Genomic DNA, 17,299 nt, shown 5'->3' on the forward strand with positions numbered 1-17,299 from the left:
AATAATCCCCGCCGGAGGCACCGAATTTTCGTCGAAAATTCGTCATCTGTAACTCAACACCCGCCCGCCATCGCCGACGACAAACTTACGCACGTCGCGAAACCCCGGCGGGTCGCGCTCTGCCAGCGCCTGATAGGGCCGTTCCGGCATGATCAATGACCGTTCCATCCGCGTGGCACCTGTTTCCCCACCCTGCCCGGCAAAGGGATCAAGCGCGAAAATCTGCCGTTCCACAGACCCGAACCAGCCGGATTTCACATGTTCGACCCGCTCTGACACCAACTCTTCCTCGGTCCAGACCAACGCCCAATCCTCGCCCACCGGCGCGCGGGCCTGTTCCAGCACTTCGCGCAACGGTCCCGTCTGTCGGGTAAAGGCGCTGGAATACATCGGCCCGATGTGAAACCGGCGCAGCCGCACCGGGTGCAGATCGTCGAAATCCTCGTCAAAGCCTTTGGCAATCGTCAGCAGCTTCAGATGCGCAAGGCTTTGCGCCATCAAATGCTGCTGCGCCTCGGGCCAACGCCGTTCGTCTTTGGGCAGGCCTGTGCGTCCGGTGTCATGGACGTCCATCAAGTAGATCGTCGGCAGGTTGACCTGACTGTCATAGACCGCCCAATGGATCTGAAAGTGTCGCCTTTCGCCATCATTGCCCAGCCACACCGCCTGCGGATCATTCCGCGCCCAGAACATTTGCCCTTTCAGCAGTTCCTCGTAATAGAGCCGCTGGCTTAGCGCATATTGCAGCTTGGTCGGGATCGCCTGTTCGCCCACAATCACGCGTACCATCTGGTCTTTCAGCGTGTCGCTGTCGGGCATCGTGTTCAAATGCCGTTCGGCCTGAAGCGCATCATTCGCCATCTCAAGCAGCTCTTGATACACCGGAAAACCGCTGTCCACCCGATCAAACGTCAACTGCCCCGCGTGATCCCAGCGCCCGCTGAAATGGTATTTATGCGCCAGTGCCCGGAAGGTGTAGTTTAGCCCGGCCAGATAGCGCGTCATCGCCTCGATATCCGCGCGGGACAGCCGCGCTTCGGCCTCCATCGTTGCAGCCACCTTTGTCAGGTGATTGGTGATCTTTTCAAACTTGCCAAAATACCGCCGCGTGACGCGGGTATCCTCCAGCTTGAAGTGGTCGAGGGAGAGGTCAGTTTTGGTCATGATCCCTCCGTTCTGTAGGAAGACCTTCTCCACTTCGGCCCAAGGTATTAAGCCGCTTGGCATTCTCGCTCGCATCGCGCCAAGAGAGAAATGGGGACGCCCCTGCCCCCGTCTTCACAATAAATGGGTAGGCGTAATTAACGGCGAACACCACAACTGTCAGAAACAAGAGCCAAAGCAGAACTGACAAAAAGCCAAAGGCGTCGCCAGCCGGAAAAACGGCAAGTGCGAAAATCAGAAGAACAACTGCAAATCCTTGCTGGACCAATGTCCAATCCCAGACCGACTTGGCCTCAGGTGTTCTCTCAGTCATTGGCGCCACCAAATTGCCTTGCCAAAATACCACCGCGTGACGCGGGTATCCTCCAGCTTGAAGTGGTCGAGGGAGAGGTCAGTTTTGGTCATTCTTGGCCAAGCCTCTCATGTCGGTTCCAAATTAGAATTGCGGCCACGCCGAGCGGAACCGGAAGCAATGCGAATATCTTGAACTTCCCCCAAAGATACTCCGCCCAAGTCGCGGGGATCCAAAGCGCAAAATCTCCGTTCGTGCGCATTTCCGGTTGGCCCCCTCGGACCCGGAAAGCGTCAAAGGCTAAATCTGACAATTGAGCATTGAAGATCAGCGAGCAAAGAACAAAAGCGAAAATCGTCAAGCCACCCCCAAGCCAAACCCCTGCGTATCTTTCGAATTTCACCATCAGTCTCGCCCGGCCATTTCGTGCAACATCCAGCCTTTACAGAGAGCGTCTACAGGCTGCCCTCCCGCTGGAAGATGATCGCGAGTGTTTCCAATTCTGCCAACGTTCCTGCGCGCAACACAGGCATTTTCTGGCCTAAATTGGAAAAGTGTTGGCGCGTCAGTCATTCAGTAGATTCCACCACAATTTTCCTTTGTCGATGGCGCCGCCAAATGACTCCAAGAGCGGAAATCGCAACATAGGCAGCAATCCACAGGTTCAGCCGAACGATTTGAGAAGAATTCAAATTCCATTCACCCGCGTTCCAATTAATGTAGGCGCCCAACACAAATATTGGGATCAGGAGCCCCGCGATCCATGCCCACCATCGATCTCCTCGCCCAAAATGGAACGCAAAGACAATCTCCAGAAAAAATCCAAACGGCCGCAGGAGCGTCTTCAAGCCCTACTGATCCCCATACTGATTGCTATCGTGCTTCTCGACGATCTTCTGGAACCGGCGGATAAAGCGTTCGTCGGCTTTTGCCTTCTGCTCCAGCACCTCGCGGGCAAAGACCATGTGGTCTTCGTGGGCTTCCATCATATCGGCCATGCGAGCGTTGGTGGCAGAGCCAATCGCCGCCATCGCGGTCTGCGCTTCCTGATCCGTTTGCACGCCGATCTCGTTGATCTTATGCGCCACGTCCTGCTGCTGTGCGGTCTTCAACGACTTTGACAGGGCATCATAGAGCACCACGCGCTGCTTGGTGTCTGTCTGCAGTTTGTTGATCAGCACCATCTGCGTCGCCGCCTGATTCTGCAGGCTGTCGATCCAGGTCTTGCCCTTTTCGATATAGCGCTCAAGCGTCTGGCTTTTTGCCAGTTTGACCTGCTCTTCCTGCACCAACTCATTATAGCGGGTGTTCAAAGCGGCCAGTTCGGTTTCCAAGGCGGTGCGCTTAGCGGCATCCTGTTCCACGGAAATCTTGTTCTCTAGCTCAATGATCTTGGGATCCATGCCCAGCACATCGGCGCGCACAGTTTCCAACTCGGCCACGGTCGTCTCTCGCTCTGTCAGGGTGCCTTGCAAGTTGGTTTCCACAGAGGTTTTCTGTTCGTTCAGCGTCGCCAATTGGCTTTCCAGCAACTTGGTGATCACGTCCGACTTGCTGATCAGATCCTGCAACTTGTCATCGACCGATGCTGTGCGCATCCGCTCTTCGCGCATGGAATCGGACTTGCCCGCAGAAAACCAACCCACGATGCTTTCCATCGTGGTCTTGGACCGCATCTCATCAAAATCCTTGGAAAAGGCGGCGGTCACATCATCCAGACCCATAATGAGTTCCGCGATATTCGCGTTCATCAATTCGGTATGCGCATGCACATCCTCAAGGCTCGCATTCTCAATATCGACAGAGATATCAGCACCTTGTGCCATCTTCTGCCGCGCTGCCTCGATCCGGCTGGTCAGTTCAGAAATCTTGCTTTGCGCTTCTGCGACCTGAGTCTGACTTTCCTGAATCTGCGCGTCGAAATCGGCCATATGAAATTCCCCTGTTGGTCTTGGTGTTACATTCAATCTAGGAAATGTTACACCATTTTACAAATCCACGTCATGCGGTTTTCACCGGTGAACGTGACGAATTCTTGACCAATTCAGGGGACTTGCGTGGCGGTTTAGGTATCGCCGCCAACGGCTGTTTCAAACACTAGATCGTCTGGATTCACCGCGTCAAAATCAGGTGGGCGATCGTTGGCCAACGCCTCTTCACCATAAATCTCATCCGGGTCGATCTGGCGGGGCGGCAGTTCAACACCGCGCTCATAGTTTTCTGGATCGACGCGTAGGGATTCCTCGCGCGACCGCACATGCACCCTGATCCCGCGCGGACAGCGATCATACAGGTCGATGATGTCCTGATTGAACAGGCGAATACAGCCAGCGGAACCGGAATTTCCTATTGATTCCAAATCGTTAGTGCCGTGTATGCGAAAGAACGTATCGCGACCGTTGCGGTAGAGGTACAGCGCACGCGCACCCAACGGGCTACGCAACCCACCGGGAATGCCGCGCGCAAACGGCCCATAGACCTCTGGCTCCCGGCGCAGCATGTTCTGCGTCGGCGTCCAGCCCGGCCATTTCCGCTTCAGCGATATGACACCGTTGCCCGCAAAGCTAAGCCCGGCGCGCCCGACACCAACCGGATAGCGGATCGCACGACCGTCTTCTTCGATAAAGTACAAAAACTTCGCATAAGGATCGACATCCAAAGTGCCGGCGCTTTGCTCGCCCAGATAAAGGCCGGACATCCGGCGATTATCCCCTTGAGTATATTCCGGCGGAATGCCCGGCAGGTTGTAGCCCGCGTCGAAAATAGGCTCGTATCCGGGTGCAAAATTCATCGCCTCTGGCACGTCGATGTTGGATGCAGGCACACGTGGGCCGCAAGCAGCCACGGTGGACAGCAACATCGCACCAAAGGCGCGGCGCGAAATATTCGGGACAGACAGCATATGCATACCTATAAAGACTCTTTGGTTTCATAGCACCCTGTCACAAAAGTGCAATTCGACCCAGGCTCCCCCTCACGGAAAAGCGAGGGGGAATTTTCCTGTCCTGACGGCAAAACCTGCACCTTTCCGCGCGCGGAGCTGCTCCATTAGAAGCCGGTTCACCCATTTACGCGCTAAACAGCGGGTGCGGACGTGCGGCACACCCTTTTGCTTTTGAACCCGCCCATGCATGCTGTGCCCATGAAGGGCCATAAATCATGAAACGCCGCCGCGTCTTGCAAGGGGTCGGACTAGCCGCAATCGCAGGCTGGGTTTGGGGCGCGCCGCGTTTGGCGCGCTTGGGCCAGGACCCTGTGACATTCACCGCAATTCCGGGCGCAGAGCCGTTTCGGCAGTTGGATCGCGCAAGTGCCCTTTCTGCCAGCGCAGGCATATTCGCAGGTCTTGATGCACCCGCACCGCAATTCACCGGCGCGCTTTGCCCCGCCCTTTTTGGCGGCAACGACGGCTTGGCCATTGCTTATTTCTCGGACGTGCAATGCCCGAACTGCCCCAGAATGGAGGCCGCAACCCGTGCCGCCATCGGCGATCAGCCCATTCCGCTGATCCGCCACGAACTGCCCTTGCTGGGGCCCCGTTCTGTTGCTGTCGCAAAGGTCTTTCTTGCGGCAAAGCTGCAAAGCGCGGGTCAGGATATCGCAAGCATCTTGCTGGGCACCCCCGGACCTATCACCCCGGCACGACTGGCGGATATTGCAGACCGCACCGGCCTCGACCATCAGCGCTGGGTCGCGGACATCGACAGCGCAACGGTCGCGAACCACTTGGCACAAGAGTATGGCGTCGCCGCACGTCTGGGCATCTATGGCACACCCGGCACCGTAATCGGGCGCACAGTGATCCTAGGTGCCTTGCCAGAGCATCAGATCGCGCAGATCATCGCGACGGAACGACAGGACAATCAGGTATGCGGTTAGACGGTAAGACGGCGGTGGTCACCGGCGGCGGATCAGGCTTTGGCGCTGGGATCGCGCGCGCGTTCGCGGCCGAAGGGGCCAAGGTGATGATCGCCGATTTGAATGCTGACGCCGCAAAATCGGTCGCGGTAGAGGTGGGGGGATATGCCGTCACTACCAATGTCGCCGACAATGCTTCGGTCGCGGGGCTTGCCTATGCCGTGGCCGATCAACTGGGTGATCTGGACATTCTGGTGAACAATGCCGGCACGACCCATGCCCTTGGTGCGATGGAAGATGTGAACGAGGAAGAGTTCGACCGCGTGTTCGCCGTCAACGCCAAATCCGTCTACCTCACCGCCCGTCATCTGGTGCCTGCGATGAAGGCGCGCAAATCGGGCGTGATCCTCAATATCGCCTCGGCGGCCAGCGTCTCACCTCGCCCGAACCTGATCTGGTACAGCGCGTCAAAGGGCTGGATGATCACGACCACCAAAGCAATGGCAATTGAACTTGCCCCCTACAACATCCGCGTGAATGCGCTGAACCCTGTCGCGGGCGATACCCCGCTTCTTGCAGATTTCATGGGAGGAGAGTCGCCAGAGATGCGGGCAAAATTTCTGTCGGGCATCCCTTTGGGCCGGTTCTCCACTCCCGACGACATTGGTGCCGCCGCCACATTCCTTTGCTCTGACAGCGCAGGGTTGATTACCGGGGTGGCGCTGGAAATCGACGGAGGTCGCACAATTTGAACTGGATCCCACTCCTGCGCAGGCTTGGCCGCCACGCCTTGCGCCTGATCCCCTCAGAACCGTTGCGGACACCCGCGCCCAAACGTGCACGTCCAACGCCCGATGGGCAGTTGCGTCTGCATTTGTTCAGCGCCGATTTTGACGGCCCGGAAGAGGCGCACAGGTTTTGCTTCATCGCGCCCGGTGCTGATCTCCCGGTCGATCTGACGCGCGAATTGACCGGAGCGTTCATCGACACGGATGAGGTCGAGATGATCCACGGCGACATTCCAACACGACTAATCGAATTCCTGTCCGAACAAGAGGCTGACGACATCGTGCTGCGCATGGCCGGGGACAACACTCTGATTTTAATCACAGAACACGCCTTTGGCGGACTTCCTTACGAATTGGACGACACCGACCGGCTGACCTACCTCGGCCCGCAATTGGTCGCGGTCTGATGCGGAACCTGATCACCGATGTGCCCGGCCTTTTGGTCGGAAATGCGCAAGACGCGGCTTTGAAATCAGGCTGCACGGTCCTGACAGGGGACCGCCCGTTCACCTGCGGCGTCAACGTCATGGGCGGCGCACCCGGCACGCGAGAGACTGATTTGCTGGCGCCTGACAAGCTGGTGCAACAGGTGGACGCGCTGGTGCTGTCGGGCGGCAGCAGCTTTGGTCTTGATGCCGCTTCGGGTGTCACCGACGCCCTGCGCACCGTCGGTCGCGGCTTTGCGGTGGGCGAGATGCGCGTGCCGATCGTGCCCGGTGCAATTCTGTTTGATCTGCTCAATGGCGGCGACAAAAACTGGACCAGCAACCCCTATCACGGCCTTGGCGCGGACGCTTTTCAGGCGGCTGAACAGAGCTTTGCGCTTGGCACGGCGGGCGCGGGGTTTGGGGCAACAACGGCCACGTTGAAAGGCGGGCTCGGCTCTGCCTCGACCGCTTTGCCCGATGGCACCATTGTGGGCGCACTTGTGGCCGTGAACGCGCTCGGATCAGCCACCGTCGGCGATGGTCCGCACTTTTGGGCCGCCCCCTTTGAAGAAGACGGCGAATTTGGCAACCTTGGCCCATCTGCGACTTATCCGCGTGATGCACCTGTCACCAAACTTTCCGCGCAAAACACTACCATCGGGATCGTTGCGACATCCGCGCGACTGACACAGGCCGAATGTACGCGCCTTGCAACCGCGGCACATGATGGCATCGCCCGCGCGCTGGTGCCTGCACATACCCCGATGGATGGCGATCTGATCTTTGCGGTCAGCACTGGCGATGTTCCTGCTGCTGACCCTGTTCACCTCGGCCATGCCGCAGCCACCTGCATGGCCCGTGCCATTGCGCGCGGTGTCTATCTTGCGCGGTCTGCCCCGCACGAGGCACCCGCATGCTACGCCCGCACCTTCGCGCCTTAGCAGACCACGCTCAATCGCCTAAAATCGCCCGCATCAAGGGACTGTGCGCATCTCGCAGCCCGTCAAGCACATCAAAATGGTGCCGCCCTGCGTCGTTCACCAACTCGCACGCCCATGCATCTGCCAGGGCACGGGCCTGTTCCACAAAGACCGGGCGCTCGTCCCCGCCAACCCAGACAGTCACAGGAACCATTGGCGGTGGCTGATGGATCGGGCTTTCTGCGCGGGCGATGTCTGAATCCAGCCGCAGATCATTGTTCATTTGCGTCTGCAACAGCGGTGCAAGGTCCGCCACCGCCGAGATTGGCACCACCTTTTCAACGCGTTCGGTCCACTCTGCCGCCAAATCCGGGGCCAACATCCGCGCCGCCAGTTGCCCGCCCGCCGAATGCCCGGTGATCCGCAATGGCCCCGGCACACGATCCGCAATCGTACCAATGGCTTTGCCGATCTGCTGCGTGATCTGAGCAATCGTTACCTCCGGGCACAGGTCATAAGATGGCATCGCCACGGCCCAACCGGCCACGACCGCCCCGGCGGCCAGATAAGACCAGTCCGACTTGTCCGAACTGCGCCAATACCCGCCATGAATGAAAACCATGGTACCTTTGGGCAAGCGCTCAGGCAGGAACAGATCAAAGACCTCGCGCGCACCCTCACCATAAGGCACATCTGCCAGATAGCGCGCGCGCTCGCGATAGCGCTGCCCTTCCTGCGCCCATCGGGCGGGCAAAAGCGCGCCGTCGGGGACATATGCCAGATTGGCAAAGGCGTCATCAATATCCATTTCCATTCCCTTTCGGCTGTGCCTAACTGCCAATCAAGTCAAAAAGGCGTTTGACAGCAAGGGGGACATCATGCGCGACACAGTAACGGATTTGAAATCACACCTGAGCCGGCCAGAGCTTTTGTGTGAAAAAGCCTATGTCGGCGGCGCGTGGGTGGATGCCGCCTCTGGCAAGACATTCCCAGTGACAAACCCCGCACGTGGCGATGTGATCGCCAATGTGGCCGACCTGTCGCGCGCAGAAATTGCTGATGCCATCACAGCTGCCGACAAGGCGCGCCATGCCTGGGCCGCGCGAACCGGCAAAGACCGCGCTGCGGCTCTGCGTAAATGGCACGACCTGATGCTCGCCAATACCGAAGATCTGGCAATCATCATGACCGCCGAACAAGGCAAACCATTGGCAGAAGCGCGGGGCGAGGTCGCTTATGGCGCGTCTTTCGTCGAATGGTTCGCAGAAGAGGCAAAGCGTATCTATGGCGAAACCATCCCCGGCCATCAGCCTGACAAGCGGATCACTGTAATCAAGCAACCCATTGGCGTGGCCGCTGCCATCACGCCTTGGAATTTCCCCAACGCCATGATCGCCCGCAAAGTGGCCCCTGCGCTTGCTGCAGGCTGCGGTTTTGTGGTGCGCCCCGCATCCTTGACGCCGCTCTCGGCGCTGGCGATGGCGAAACTGGCGGAAGAGGCGGGCATCCCCGCCGGGCTGATGTCTGTTGTGACTTCAACTGCCTCATCCGATGTGGGCAAGGAATTCTGCGAAAATCCAACCGTGCGCAAACTGTCGTTCACAGGATCCACTGAAGTGGGCCGCATTCTGCTGCGGCAGGCCGCCGATCAGGTCATGAAATGCTCGATGGAGTTGGGCGGCAATGCGCCCTTCATCGTGTTCGACGACGCCGATCTGGACGAAGCCGTGATAGGTGCCATTGCCTGCAAATTCCGCAACAACGGCCAAACCTGTGTTTGTGCCAACCGCATCTATGTGCAAGCCGGGGTTTATGACGCCTTTGCCGAAAAGCTGAAGACCGCGGTTGAGGCGCTGAAGGTCGGCGACGGCCTGACTGACGGTACCGACCTTGGCCCGCTGATCGAACCCGCCGCCCTTGAAAAGGTGCAGGAACACCTGGACGACGCCACCGCCAAAGGGGCCACGGTCCTGACCGGCGGTCATGCGCTTGACGGGCAGTTCTTTGAACCGACCATCGTGACCGGTGCGACCAAGGACATGCTGGTCAGCACCGATGAAACCTTTGGTCCCTTCGCGCCACTCTTCAAATTCAAAGACGAAGACGACGTCATCGCACTTGCCAATGACACGATCTTTGGTCTTGCGTCCTATTTCTACGCCAAGGACATCAGCCGCGTGCACAAAGTGGCCGAGGCGCTGGAATACGGGATCGTCGGCGTGAACACCGGCATCATCTCGACCGAGGTCGCCCCCTTCGGCGGTGTCAAACAGTCCGGCCTTGGCCGTGAAGGCAGCCGCCACGGGATCGAAGACTATATGGAAATGAAATATATCTGCATGTCGGTCTAAGCCGCCTGCGCATGACGCGCGTTTGACGCTTATCCGACAAGAATAACCCCGGCATCGCTATGCCGATGCCGGGGCAAAACTGAAATAAACACCGTTACCAATACTGCAGCCACTCACGACCACTTGAAAACGATAGCGCCCCACATCCCTTGTTTTCAAAGCGGATTTCGCGAAATATCAGATTTGTTCGTGAATTTCAGGGATTCGATAACTCGCGATGCGCCAAATTTTTGGAGAAATCCGCTGGGAAGTGAAGACAGCGATCTTCATGACCATGATCCTGATTTTTTCTGTCGTGGGACCCTTTGGTTCTTACAACACGATGCCCCTTGCGGAACGGTTCACCTACTGGACCGTTATCATGATCGGCATCGGCTTTTTCATGCATGTCTTCATGACCGTGGCGCTCAATTCAGCGCGCCTGAGCAGATGGAACAGTATCCTCAAGGTGTCCCTTGGTGCTGCATTGGCCGCGGTGCCGGGGGCCGCAATTGTGGAATTCGCCAATGAGGTTTTCCGCCCCTCAGGTATCAACATGGCCTCACTTGTCCGGATCTGGGCACAGGTCACCGTGATCGGCGCGATTGTCGGAACGGTCGAATACATCGACTGGCGGCCAGAGCGTAGTGCCGCGCAGCCCAAGCTTTCACCACTGCACAAGCGACTGCCTGCCGAGCTGGGGCGCGACATCGTTTCCATGTCGATGCAGGATCACTATGTCGAAGTCACAACGACCCAGGGCAAGACCATGATCCTGATGCGCTTCACCGATGCCCTGCGCGAGGTGGCAGAGCTCGACGGCTTGCGCACCCATAGATCCCATTGGGTGGCGATTCCGCACATGAAAACCCTTGCGAAATCCGGCAATACCACCCGCGTCACCCTATCAGACGGGCGCCAGATGCCCGTCAGCGCGACCTATCTCGACACGCTTCAATCGGCAATGCGAACGACCTGAACGGACAGCACGGCACCCCACTATCGCAGATAAATCAATCGTGACCCCGCGGCTCATCCTGAATTGTTAGGAACTTTCATGGCTCAGAAAAAATCCGGCAAAGCACGCCAACGGGCCCGCAAGGGCAAGACACCACACCAATCGGTCGCCCGTCCGATGACCCGCCGCGAAAGCCTTGGCCGGCTCCGGGCTATTGCGGCCCTTGGCCTTTTGGTGACTGGCGGCGTCTGGTGGACTATATCCTCTGCCCAGGCTGACCGGTTTGAACAAGACCTCAGCCGGATGGGTCAGGGCATCCCCGCCATCGTGCAGGTCCATGATCCCAATTGTGCACCCTGCCTTGCGCTCGAACGGGAAACCCGCGCAGCCCTCAAATCCTTTGACGACGAGGACCTGACTTACCTTGTCGCCTCACTTGCCACGACGTCGGGTCAGGCATTTGCCTCGCGCCACGGGGCCGGCTACGCCACCCTGCTGTTCTTTGACGGCTCTGGCCTGCTTACCCGGTCGCTGCGCGGTCCCTCAGATCGCAACACACTGACAACGGCTTTTCGCAGCCACATCGCAGCAAACTGATTTTTTTCACATGGCCGCCAAGGATTGACGCAGCGCCCGCGTCAAACCACCGTGATGCGTATGACAACCAGTGACGAAGACCTGGCCCTCGCGGCGGCAGGTGGCGACCGTGCCGCCTTTGCCGCGCTTTTGGATCGTCACTATGACCGGCTCTTTGCATTCTGCTTTCGCTTGACCGGCGCCCGAGCAGAGGCCGAAGATCTGACCCAAGACATCTGTGCGGCCCTGCCCGCGAAACTGGCCAGCTACCAGCGCAGGGCGCGGGTCACGACATGGCTCTACAAGGTCGCCGTAAACGCGGCCCACGACCGGCGCCGCAGACGCGCGACCTATGCCAAGGCCACAACCGGCTGGGGCGATTGGGAACTCAATCGCACCGCCGCCAATGCCGATACCTCACGCGCGGTGGATTGGCTCACGATGGCGATGAACGAACTGCCCGAAGACCTGCGCGACACCCTCGCGCTGGTGCTTGACGATGCAACCCACGCCCAGGCCGCTGAAGTGCTCGGCGTCTCCGAAGGTACGATCAGCTGGCGCATATCCGAAGCCAAGAAACGCCTGCGCGCGATCAAGGAAATGGAGGATGCCGGATGACCGACGATCTTGACGACATCAAATCCCTCATGAACAGCGCCACCCCGCGCCCGGATGCGCAGCGCCGAGCCGAAAATCTGATGCTGGCACAAGAAAATTTCGACGCGCTCCAAGGATCGCGCCCTGTCCCGCGTCCCACTTCTAGAAATTTCTTTTCAGGAGTGAAAACCATGTTGGACACATTGACCACCAAAGGCGGATTGACCGCCACCACCGCCCTCGTCGCCGTCGGCTTTCTGTTTGTGACCCCAATGGGTCAGGACCTTTGGCAGGGCGCGCCTCCAGCGACCTCAAAAGAGACCATTCGTTTCGGCGGCCAAGCTTCACTTGATGGCGAAGGCGATGCCGGCGGTTTCTTTTTCGACGCGGATGTCGCCCCTCAATCACCCAATGAAACCGCAACAATCACTGCAACGCCTCAGCCGCAGGACAACAGGGCAGAGGCCGATGACTTCGCCACGCTGCAATCGACAGAAGCCGCACCGGGTCTTGCCCCCGAAGTGATGGAAGCCCCCGTTGTTGTCATCGACTCCCTTGCCGCAGCAACCCCCTCCCCGACGCAGGATCTTGCCGTTGGTGGGATGGTCGCAGCTGAGGCACCCCTCGCACAAACGCGCACCCGAGCGCAGGGCCAAACGCTGTCACTTGTTGCCCCGGCGCCGCCTGTCGACGCAATCCAGCCGACAGAGCCAAATACCGAGGCCTTCCCAGAAGCCACACCCAACCCACTTAAGATCACGGCTGAAACCCCCGTCTCCACCTTCTCCATAGACGTGGACACTGCCGCCTATTCTGTCGTCCGCTCCTCGCTGATGCGCGGGCAGCTTCCGCCTAAGGACGCGGTGCGCGTCGAAGAGATGATCAACTACTTCCCCTATGACTACCCCGCCCCCGACGCGGGCGAGGCACCGTTCCGCCCAACCGTCAGCACCATGGCCACCCCGTGGAACCCCGACACCCAGCTTGTGCATATCGCACTGCAAGGCCAGTTGCCCGCCGTGGAAACCCGCCCGCCGCTCAACCTTGTCTTCCTCATCGACACCTCGGGCAGCATGAATGACCCCGCCAAACTGCCGCTCTTGCGCCAGTCGTTCCTCTTGATGCTCGACCAGCTCCGGCCAGAGGATGAGGTCGCCATTGTCACCTACGCAGGCTCCGCCGGGCAGATCCTTGCACCCACCGCCGCCTCTGATCGGGCCGCGATCACACGCGCCCTCAACAGCCTTGGCGCGGGCGGTTCAACCAATGGCGTCGGCGGGCTGGAACAGGCATATCAGGTGGCCGAAGGTATGGCCGCAGAGGGCGAGGTCAACCGCGTGATCTTGGCCACCGACGGTGACTTCAACGTCGGCATCCATGACCCTGATGCGCTCACGGATTTCATCGCTGACAAGCGCGACACGGGCACATATCTGTCAGTCCTTGGCTTTGGGCGCGGCAACCTTGACGACGCCACGATGCAGGCGCTTGCCCAGAACGGCAACGGCACCGCCGCCTATATCGACACCCTGTCAGAGGCGCAAAAGGTGCTGGTTGACCAGTTGACCGGCGCGCTATTCACTATTGCGGGCGACGTGAAAATCCAAGTCGAATGGAACCCTGCCCAAATCGCCGAATACCGGCTGATCGGCTATGAAACCCGCGCGCTCAACCGCGAAGATTTCAACAATGACAAGGTCGATGCAGGAGAGCTAGGCGCAGGCCATTCCGTCACCGCGATTTACGAAGTCACCCCTGTCGGCAGCCCCGCGCAACTGTCCGATCCGCTGCGCTATCAGCCCGAGGCCGTGGCTGAGACCAGTGAAGAATTGGGGTTTCTGAAACTGCGTTACAAAGCACCGGGCGAAGAAGTAAGCCAACTTCTGTCCACCCCGATCACCGCGTCAGATGCGGGCGCAGAGGCACAATTTGCCGCCGCTATCGCAGGCTTCGGACAGCTTCTGCGGGGTGAAACCTATCTGGGCGAGTGGTCTTATTTGGATGCTATCGCGCTCGCCAACGGCGCCCGTGGCATGGACCCATTCGGTTATCGCACCGAAGCGGTGCAACTCATGCGCCTTGCAAACAGTCTCGACCAGTAGCAACTGGCTGTCAGATTTCTCAGGTCCCGGCCCTGTGCCGGGGCCTTTTCAGTGGCGCTGATAGGCTTCGGTTTCATAGAAATCGCGCATGGTCTGACCCTTTTCAGGCCGAAACGGCCCGGCGTCTTCCAGTGCCATGATCCGGTCCAGCCGGAACATCCGGAACCCGTCGCGCAATTCGCACCAGCAAATCGCCGTCCAGACCTTGCCCCAGAACCAGACCCCCAATGGGCGCACCGTGCGCTCTGTCTCGTTGCCCGCCTCATCAGCATAGGAAATCTTCAACCGGCGCAGCTTCTCCGAGGCCATCTCGATTTGATCCAGAAAATCACGCCATTCGCCGCCCTGCCACGGCATACCCACCGCATGGACGTTCACCTGGCCGGACCGCAAGCGCAGCTCTTCCGGCAACACCGTGTCGATCTTGACCAAAGCTTCCTCTGCGGCAACGGCCATCTTGGTGCCGCCCCACGTCTGCAGGATGCGCGCCCCCGCCACCAGTGCGATGATCTCCTCTTGTGTAAACATCAGCGGCGGCAGGTCGTAGCCGTCGCGCATCAGGTAGCCGACCCCGGCCTCTCCCTCGATGGGGACGCCAGAGCCGATCAGATGCGCGATATCGCGATAGATGGTGCGCGGCGTGACCTCCAACTGTTCGGCCAGCCGCGCCGCCGTGGTCAGCCGACCGCCACGCAGAAATTGCAGGATCTGGAACAGGCGGTCGGCGCGGCGCATCAGGCCGCCTCGAACAATCCGATGGAATTGCCATCAATATCCTTGGCATAAACGAACCGGCCTGCAGGGATACCGATGGGCGGGCTCACAACCTCACCACCGGCGGCCTTACAGCGTTTCATGCCGCTTTCCAGATCACCGGGCAACGCAAGATGGATGGTGTTACCGCCATCGGCAGCCGGTGCGCCGGGGTACAAATGCGCGCCCGCGCTGTTCATCAATCCACCCAGCACCGCCATCGGGTTGGGGCCGGAATTGTCGATTTCCATCTGGTAGCCAAAGACGTCGTTGTAGAACGCCACCGACTTTTCCATGTCCGAAACTGGGATCTCGCCCCAAGCCATAATCACGCGGTCAGCCATGTCATATCTCCTTCTTGGTTTGTTGACATGACCCTTCTGACATAGCCCTGCTGACAGCATTGTGTCAGCAGGTTTCAGTACTATCGCGCTTTTTTGGCGTGGTTAGCTGCTGAACTTGCTTAGCAACATCGACCCATTGGTCCCGCCAAAGCCGAAACTGTTGGTCATCACCGTGTCCAGACCGGCGTTTTCCACCAATTCTGTCGCGATCTCAGCGGGTTTCAGTGCTGGGTCGAGCGTTTCCACGTTGATCGATGGCGTGATAAAGTCGTGCTCTAGCATCAGCAGGCAATAGACCGCTTCTTGTGCGCCCGTCGCACCTTGGCTGTGGCCGGTCATCGATTTGGTGGAACTGACCGGCGGCGTTGAGCCTTCGCCAAAGACACGGCGCACTGCTTCGATCTCACCCACATCGCCGACGGGGGTCGAAGTGCCGTGCGCATTGATATAGCTGACCTTGCGTCCTTCTGGCAGCGTGTTCAGCGCACCGCGCATCGCCCGCTCACCGCCCTCTCCCGAAGGCGCCACCATGTCGGCTCCGTCCGAGGTGGCCGCGAAACCTGTCACTTCAGCGTAAATCTTTGCCCCGCGCGCCTGCGCGCTTTCCAGGCTCTCCAAAACCACCATCGCACCACCACCGGCAATCACGAACCCATCGCGGTCCGCATCGAATGCGCGACTCGCGCGCGTCGGCGTGTCGTTATACTTGCTGCTCATCGCGCCCATCGCGTCAAACAGGCACGACAGGGTCCAGTCCAGCTCTTCGCCGCCACCGGCAAACATGATGTCCTGCGCCCCCAACGCCACCTGCTGGGCAGCCATGCCGATACAATGCAGCGACGTCGAACAGGCCGAGGTGATCGAGAAATTCATGCCCTTGATCTGATAGGCGGTCGCCAGATTGGCGCTCACCGTCGATGACATCGTCTTAGGCACCGCAAACGGGCCCACCCGCTTGGTCGCCCCACTTTTCAGCACCGTCTGATGCGCGGCCAACATGGCAGAGGTGGACGGCCCGCCTGATCCTGCGATCACGCCGGTCATTGGATGGCTTACCTGATCGTCGCCCAGCCCAGCATCTGCAATTGCCTGCCCCATCGCGATATAGGCATAGGCCGCCCCCGGCCCCATGAACCGCAGGGTGCGTTTGTCAACATGTTCGCTGATGTCGATCTTCAAGGTGCCCGCAATCTGGCTACGGAACCCGTGTTCAGCCATATCAGCTGACGCCTCGATCCCTGATTTGCCAGCCTTGAGCGCGGCAGTCACTTCTTCCGCATTATTCCCGATGGGTGAGACGATGCCCAACCCGGTAACCACGACACGACGCATGAAATGCCCTTCCCCTAAGTTCTCACCTGTTTAGGCGAGGGCAGACAGGGCGTGCAAGATGGAAAGGCCCCGGAGGCCTTAGTGGAGCGTCACCAATTGCATCTGGTGTTCTGCTGCAAGATGGCTGGCAATCGCCGGATTGGCGACCAACGCCACCTGTTCGCCGTCGCCGTTATGCACGGCAAACACGATCTGCGTATCACCCGCCTGCGCGCGGACCTCATCGGGCAGGTCTGCTGTGGCCACGGGCTTGAGATAGACAATCTTCTGGCTCAGCCCATCAAGGTCAATTTTCGCGTGCATGACTTACCCTTTCTTGATCTGGATCGTTTGAATAACACGGTCCGGTTCGCTGCGATTCAGGTCGATATGCAACAACCCATTCTCCATCGCCGCCTCACCCACATCGACACCATCGGCCAAAACGAAACTGCGCTGAAACTGACGCGCCGCAATGCCGCGATGCAGGAACACGCGCCCTTCGGTGTCCTCTTGCTGCTTGCCGCGCACCACCAGCGACGAATCTTCGACCGTGATCGCTAGATCGTCCTCGGCGAAGCCAGCCACAGCCAGCGTGATCCGATAAGACCGGTCGGACGTCTGTTCGATGTTGTAGGGGGGGTAGCCTTCGTTGCCGGTTTTCGCAGTGCGTTCCACCAGTCGTTCCAGCTGTTCAAAGCCCAACAGGAACGGATGCGTCCCCAAAGCCAATTTTGTCATGCGACACGTCCTTTGATCCAAGCGACATCTCTAATCCGGTCCCGTTGCGGCAACCGTGATAGAAATATGGGAATTCGGGGCCTTTGGTGCAACCCCAGACTATGCGGAACGCCCCAAACCCCCTATCTTGTGCGCAA

20 protein-coding genes are annotated in these 17,299 nt (G+C 59.1%); 9 read left to right on the top strand and 11 right to left on the bottom strand.

Annotated features, from left to right (window positions below; translation table 11 throughout):
* Positions 1-42: 42 nt before the first annotated feature.
* The 5 genes from AB3Y40_RS13990 to AB3Y40_RS14010 form a co-directional block, all read right to left on the bottom strand.
* The gene (locus tag AB3Y40_RS13990) at positions 43-1,164 is read right to left on the bottom strand and encodes a hypothetical protein (protein ID WP_369439400.1); all 1,122 of its coding nucleotides are present in this window, start codon (positions 1,162-1,164) and stop codon (positions 43-45) included.
* Positions 1,151-1,477 (bottom strand): hypothetical protein, encoded by a 327-nt coding sequence (locus tag AB3Y40_RS13995; RefSeq protein ID WP_369439401.1) that lies wholly within the window; start codon positions 1,475-1,477, stop codon positions 1,151-1,153. The genes AB3Y40_RS13990 and AB3Y40_RS13995 overlap by 14 nt, the downstream gene beginning before the upstream one ends.
* A gap of 548 nt (positions 1,478-2,025) precedes the next feature.
* Positions 2,026-2,304, bottom strand: a complete 279-nt coding sequence (locus AB3Y40_RS14000; RefSeq protein ID WP_369439402.1) for a hypothetical protein — start codon at positions 2,302-2,304, stop codon at positions 2,026-2,028.
* A 3-nt stretch (positions 2,305-2,307) separates the two neighbouring features.
* On the bottom strand, positions 2,308-3,387 hold the full coding sequence (locus tag AB3Y40_RS14005) for a coiled-coil domain-containing protein (protein ID WP_369439403.1): 1,080 nt from the start codon (positions 3,385-3,387) through the stop codon (positions 2,308-2,310).
* Positions 3,388-3,521: 134 nt separating this feature from the next.
* Complete coding sequence (locus AB3Y40_RS14010) at positions 3,522-4,358, bottom strand: L,D-transpeptidase (protein ID WP_369439404.1); 837 nt, start codon at positions 4,356-4,358, stop codon at positions 3,522-3,524.
* 257 nt (positions 4,359-4,615) lie between these two features.
* Between AB3Y40_RS14010 and AB3Y40_RS14015 the strand changes: the two genes are divergently transcribed.
* From AB3Y40_RS14015 to AB3Y40_RS14030, 4 genes are read left to right on the top strand one after another with little or no spacing between them, the layout of a single operon-like run.
* Positions 4,616-5,335: a DsbA family protein gene (locus AB3Y40_RS14015; RefSeq protein WP_369439405.1), complete on the top strand. Its 720-nt coding sequence runs from the start codon at positions 4,616-4,618 to the stop codon at positions 5,333-5,335.
* Positions 5,326-6,066, top strand: coding sequence for a glucose 1-dehydrogenase (locus tag AB3Y40_RS14020; RefSeq protein WP_369439406.1), 741 nt, complete (start codon positions 5,326-5,328; stop codon positions 6,064-6,066). Before AB3Y40_RS14015 ends, AB3Y40_RS14020 begins: the two co-directional genes overlap by 10 nt.
* Positions 6,063-6,509, top strand: a complete 447-nt coding sequence (locus tag AB3Y40_RS14025) for a hypothetical protein (protein ID WP_369439407.1) — start codon at positions 6,063-6,065, stop codon at positions 6,507-6,509. The genes AB3Y40_RS14020 and AB3Y40_RS14025 overlap by 4 nt, the downstream gene beginning before the upstream one ends.
* Complete coding sequence (locus tag AB3Y40_RS14030; protein WP_369439408.1) at positions 6,509-7,471, top strand: P1 family peptidase; 963 nt, start codon at positions 6,509-6,511, stop codon at positions 7,469-7,471. The genes AB3Y40_RS14025 and AB3Y40_RS14030 overlap by 1 nt, the downstream gene beginning before the upstream one ends.
* Before the next feature lie 10 nt (positions 7,472-7,481).
* Here AB3Y40_RS14030 and AB3Y40_RS14035 read toward each other — a convergent pair whose 3' ends face one another.
* Positions 7,482-8,258, bottom strand: coding sequence for an alpha/beta hydrolase (locus AB3Y40_RS14035; RefSeq protein ID WP_369439409.1), 777 nt, complete (start codon positions 8,256-8,258; stop codon positions 7,482-7,484).
* 70 nt (positions 8,259-8,328) lie between these two features.
* Between AB3Y40_RS14035 and AB3Y40_RS14040 the strand changes: the two genes are divergently transcribed.
* The 5 genes from AB3Y40_RS14040 (at position 8,329) to AB3Y40_RS14060 (ending at position 14,013) form a co-directional block, all read left to right on the top strand.
* On the top strand, positions 8,329-9,801 hold the full coding sequence (locus AB3Y40_RS14040; RefSeq protein WP_369439410.1) for an NAD-dependent succinate-semialdehyde dehydrogenase: 1,473 nt from the start codon (positions 8,329-8,331) through the stop codon (positions 9,799-9,801).
* 217 nt (positions 9,802-10,018) lie between these two features.
* On the top strand, positions 10,019-10,759 hold the full coding sequence (locus AB3Y40_RS14045; protein WP_369439411.1) for a LytTR family DNA-binding domain-containing protein: 741 nt from the start codon (positions 10,019-10,021) through the stop codon (positions 10,757-10,759).
* A gap of 78 nt (positions 10,760-10,837) precedes the next feature.
* On the top strand, positions 10,838-11,335 hold the full coding sequence (locus tag AB3Y40_RS14050) for a hypothetical protein (RefSeq protein WP_369439412.1): 498 nt from the start codon (positions 10,838-10,840) through the stop codon (positions 11,333-11,335).
* 60 nt (positions 11,336-11,395) lie between these two features.
* Positions 11,396-11,932: an RNA polymerase sigma factor gene (locus AB3Y40_RS14055; RefSeq protein ID WP_369439657.1), complete on the top strand. Its 537-nt coding sequence runs from the start codon at positions 11,396-11,398 to the stop codon at positions 11,930-11,932.
* On the top strand, positions 11,929-14,013 hold the full coding sequence (locus tag AB3Y40_RS14060; RefSeq protein WP_369439413.1) for a vWA domain-containing protein: 2,085 nt from the start codon (positions 11,929-11,931) through the stop codon (positions 14,011-14,013). The genes AB3Y40_RS14055 and AB3Y40_RS14060 overlap by 4 nt, the downstream gene beginning before the upstream one ends.
* Positions 14,014-14,061: 48 nt before the next feature.
* On the opposite strand, the gene AB3Y40_RS14065 is transcribed toward AB3Y40_RS14060, so the two are convergent.
* The 5 genes from AB3Y40_RS14065 to AB3Y40_RS14085 form a co-directional block, all read right to left on the bottom strand.
* Entirely contained in the window at positions 14,062-14,748 is a 687-nt protein-coding gene (locus AB3Y40_RS14065) for a helix-turn-helix transcriptional regulator (RefSeq protein WP_369439414.1), read from the bottom strand.
* Positions 14,748-15,110, bottom strand: a complete 363-nt coding sequence (locus AB3Y40_RS14070) for a VOC family protein (RefSeq protein ID WP_369439415.1) — start codon at positions 15,108-15,110, stop codon at positions 14,748-14,750. The genes AB3Y40_RS14065 and AB3Y40_RS14070 overlap by 1 nt, the downstream gene beginning before the upstream one ends.
* A gap of 102 nt (positions 15,111-15,212) precedes the next feature.
* Positions 15,213-16,442, bottom strand: a complete 1,230-nt coding sequence (locus AB3Y40_RS14075) for a beta-ketoacyl synthase N-terminal-like domain-containing protein (RefSeq protein ID WP_369439416.1) — start codon at positions 16,440-16,442, stop codon at positions 15,213-15,215.
* 78 nt (positions 16,443-16,520) lie between these two features.
* Positions 16,521-16,745, bottom strand: coding sequence for a DUF1150 family protein (locus tag AB3Y40_RS14080; protein WP_369439417.1), 225 nt, complete (start codon positions 16,743-16,745; stop codon positions 16,521-16,523).
* A 3-nt stretch (positions 16,746-16,748) separates the two neighbouring features.
* Complete coding sequence (locus AB3Y40_RS14085) at positions 16,749-17,162, bottom strand: Hsp20 family protein (RefSeq protein ID WP_369439418.1); 414 nt, start codon at positions 17,160-17,162, stop codon at positions 16,749-16,751.
* Between the last annotated feature and the right edge of the window lie 137 nt (positions 17,163-17,299).

Source organism: Yoonia sp. R2331 (genome assembly GCF_041103235.1).
Taxonomy (GTDB): Bacteria; Pseudomonadota; Alphaproteobacteria; order Rhodobacterales; family Rhodobacteraceae; genus CANMYO01.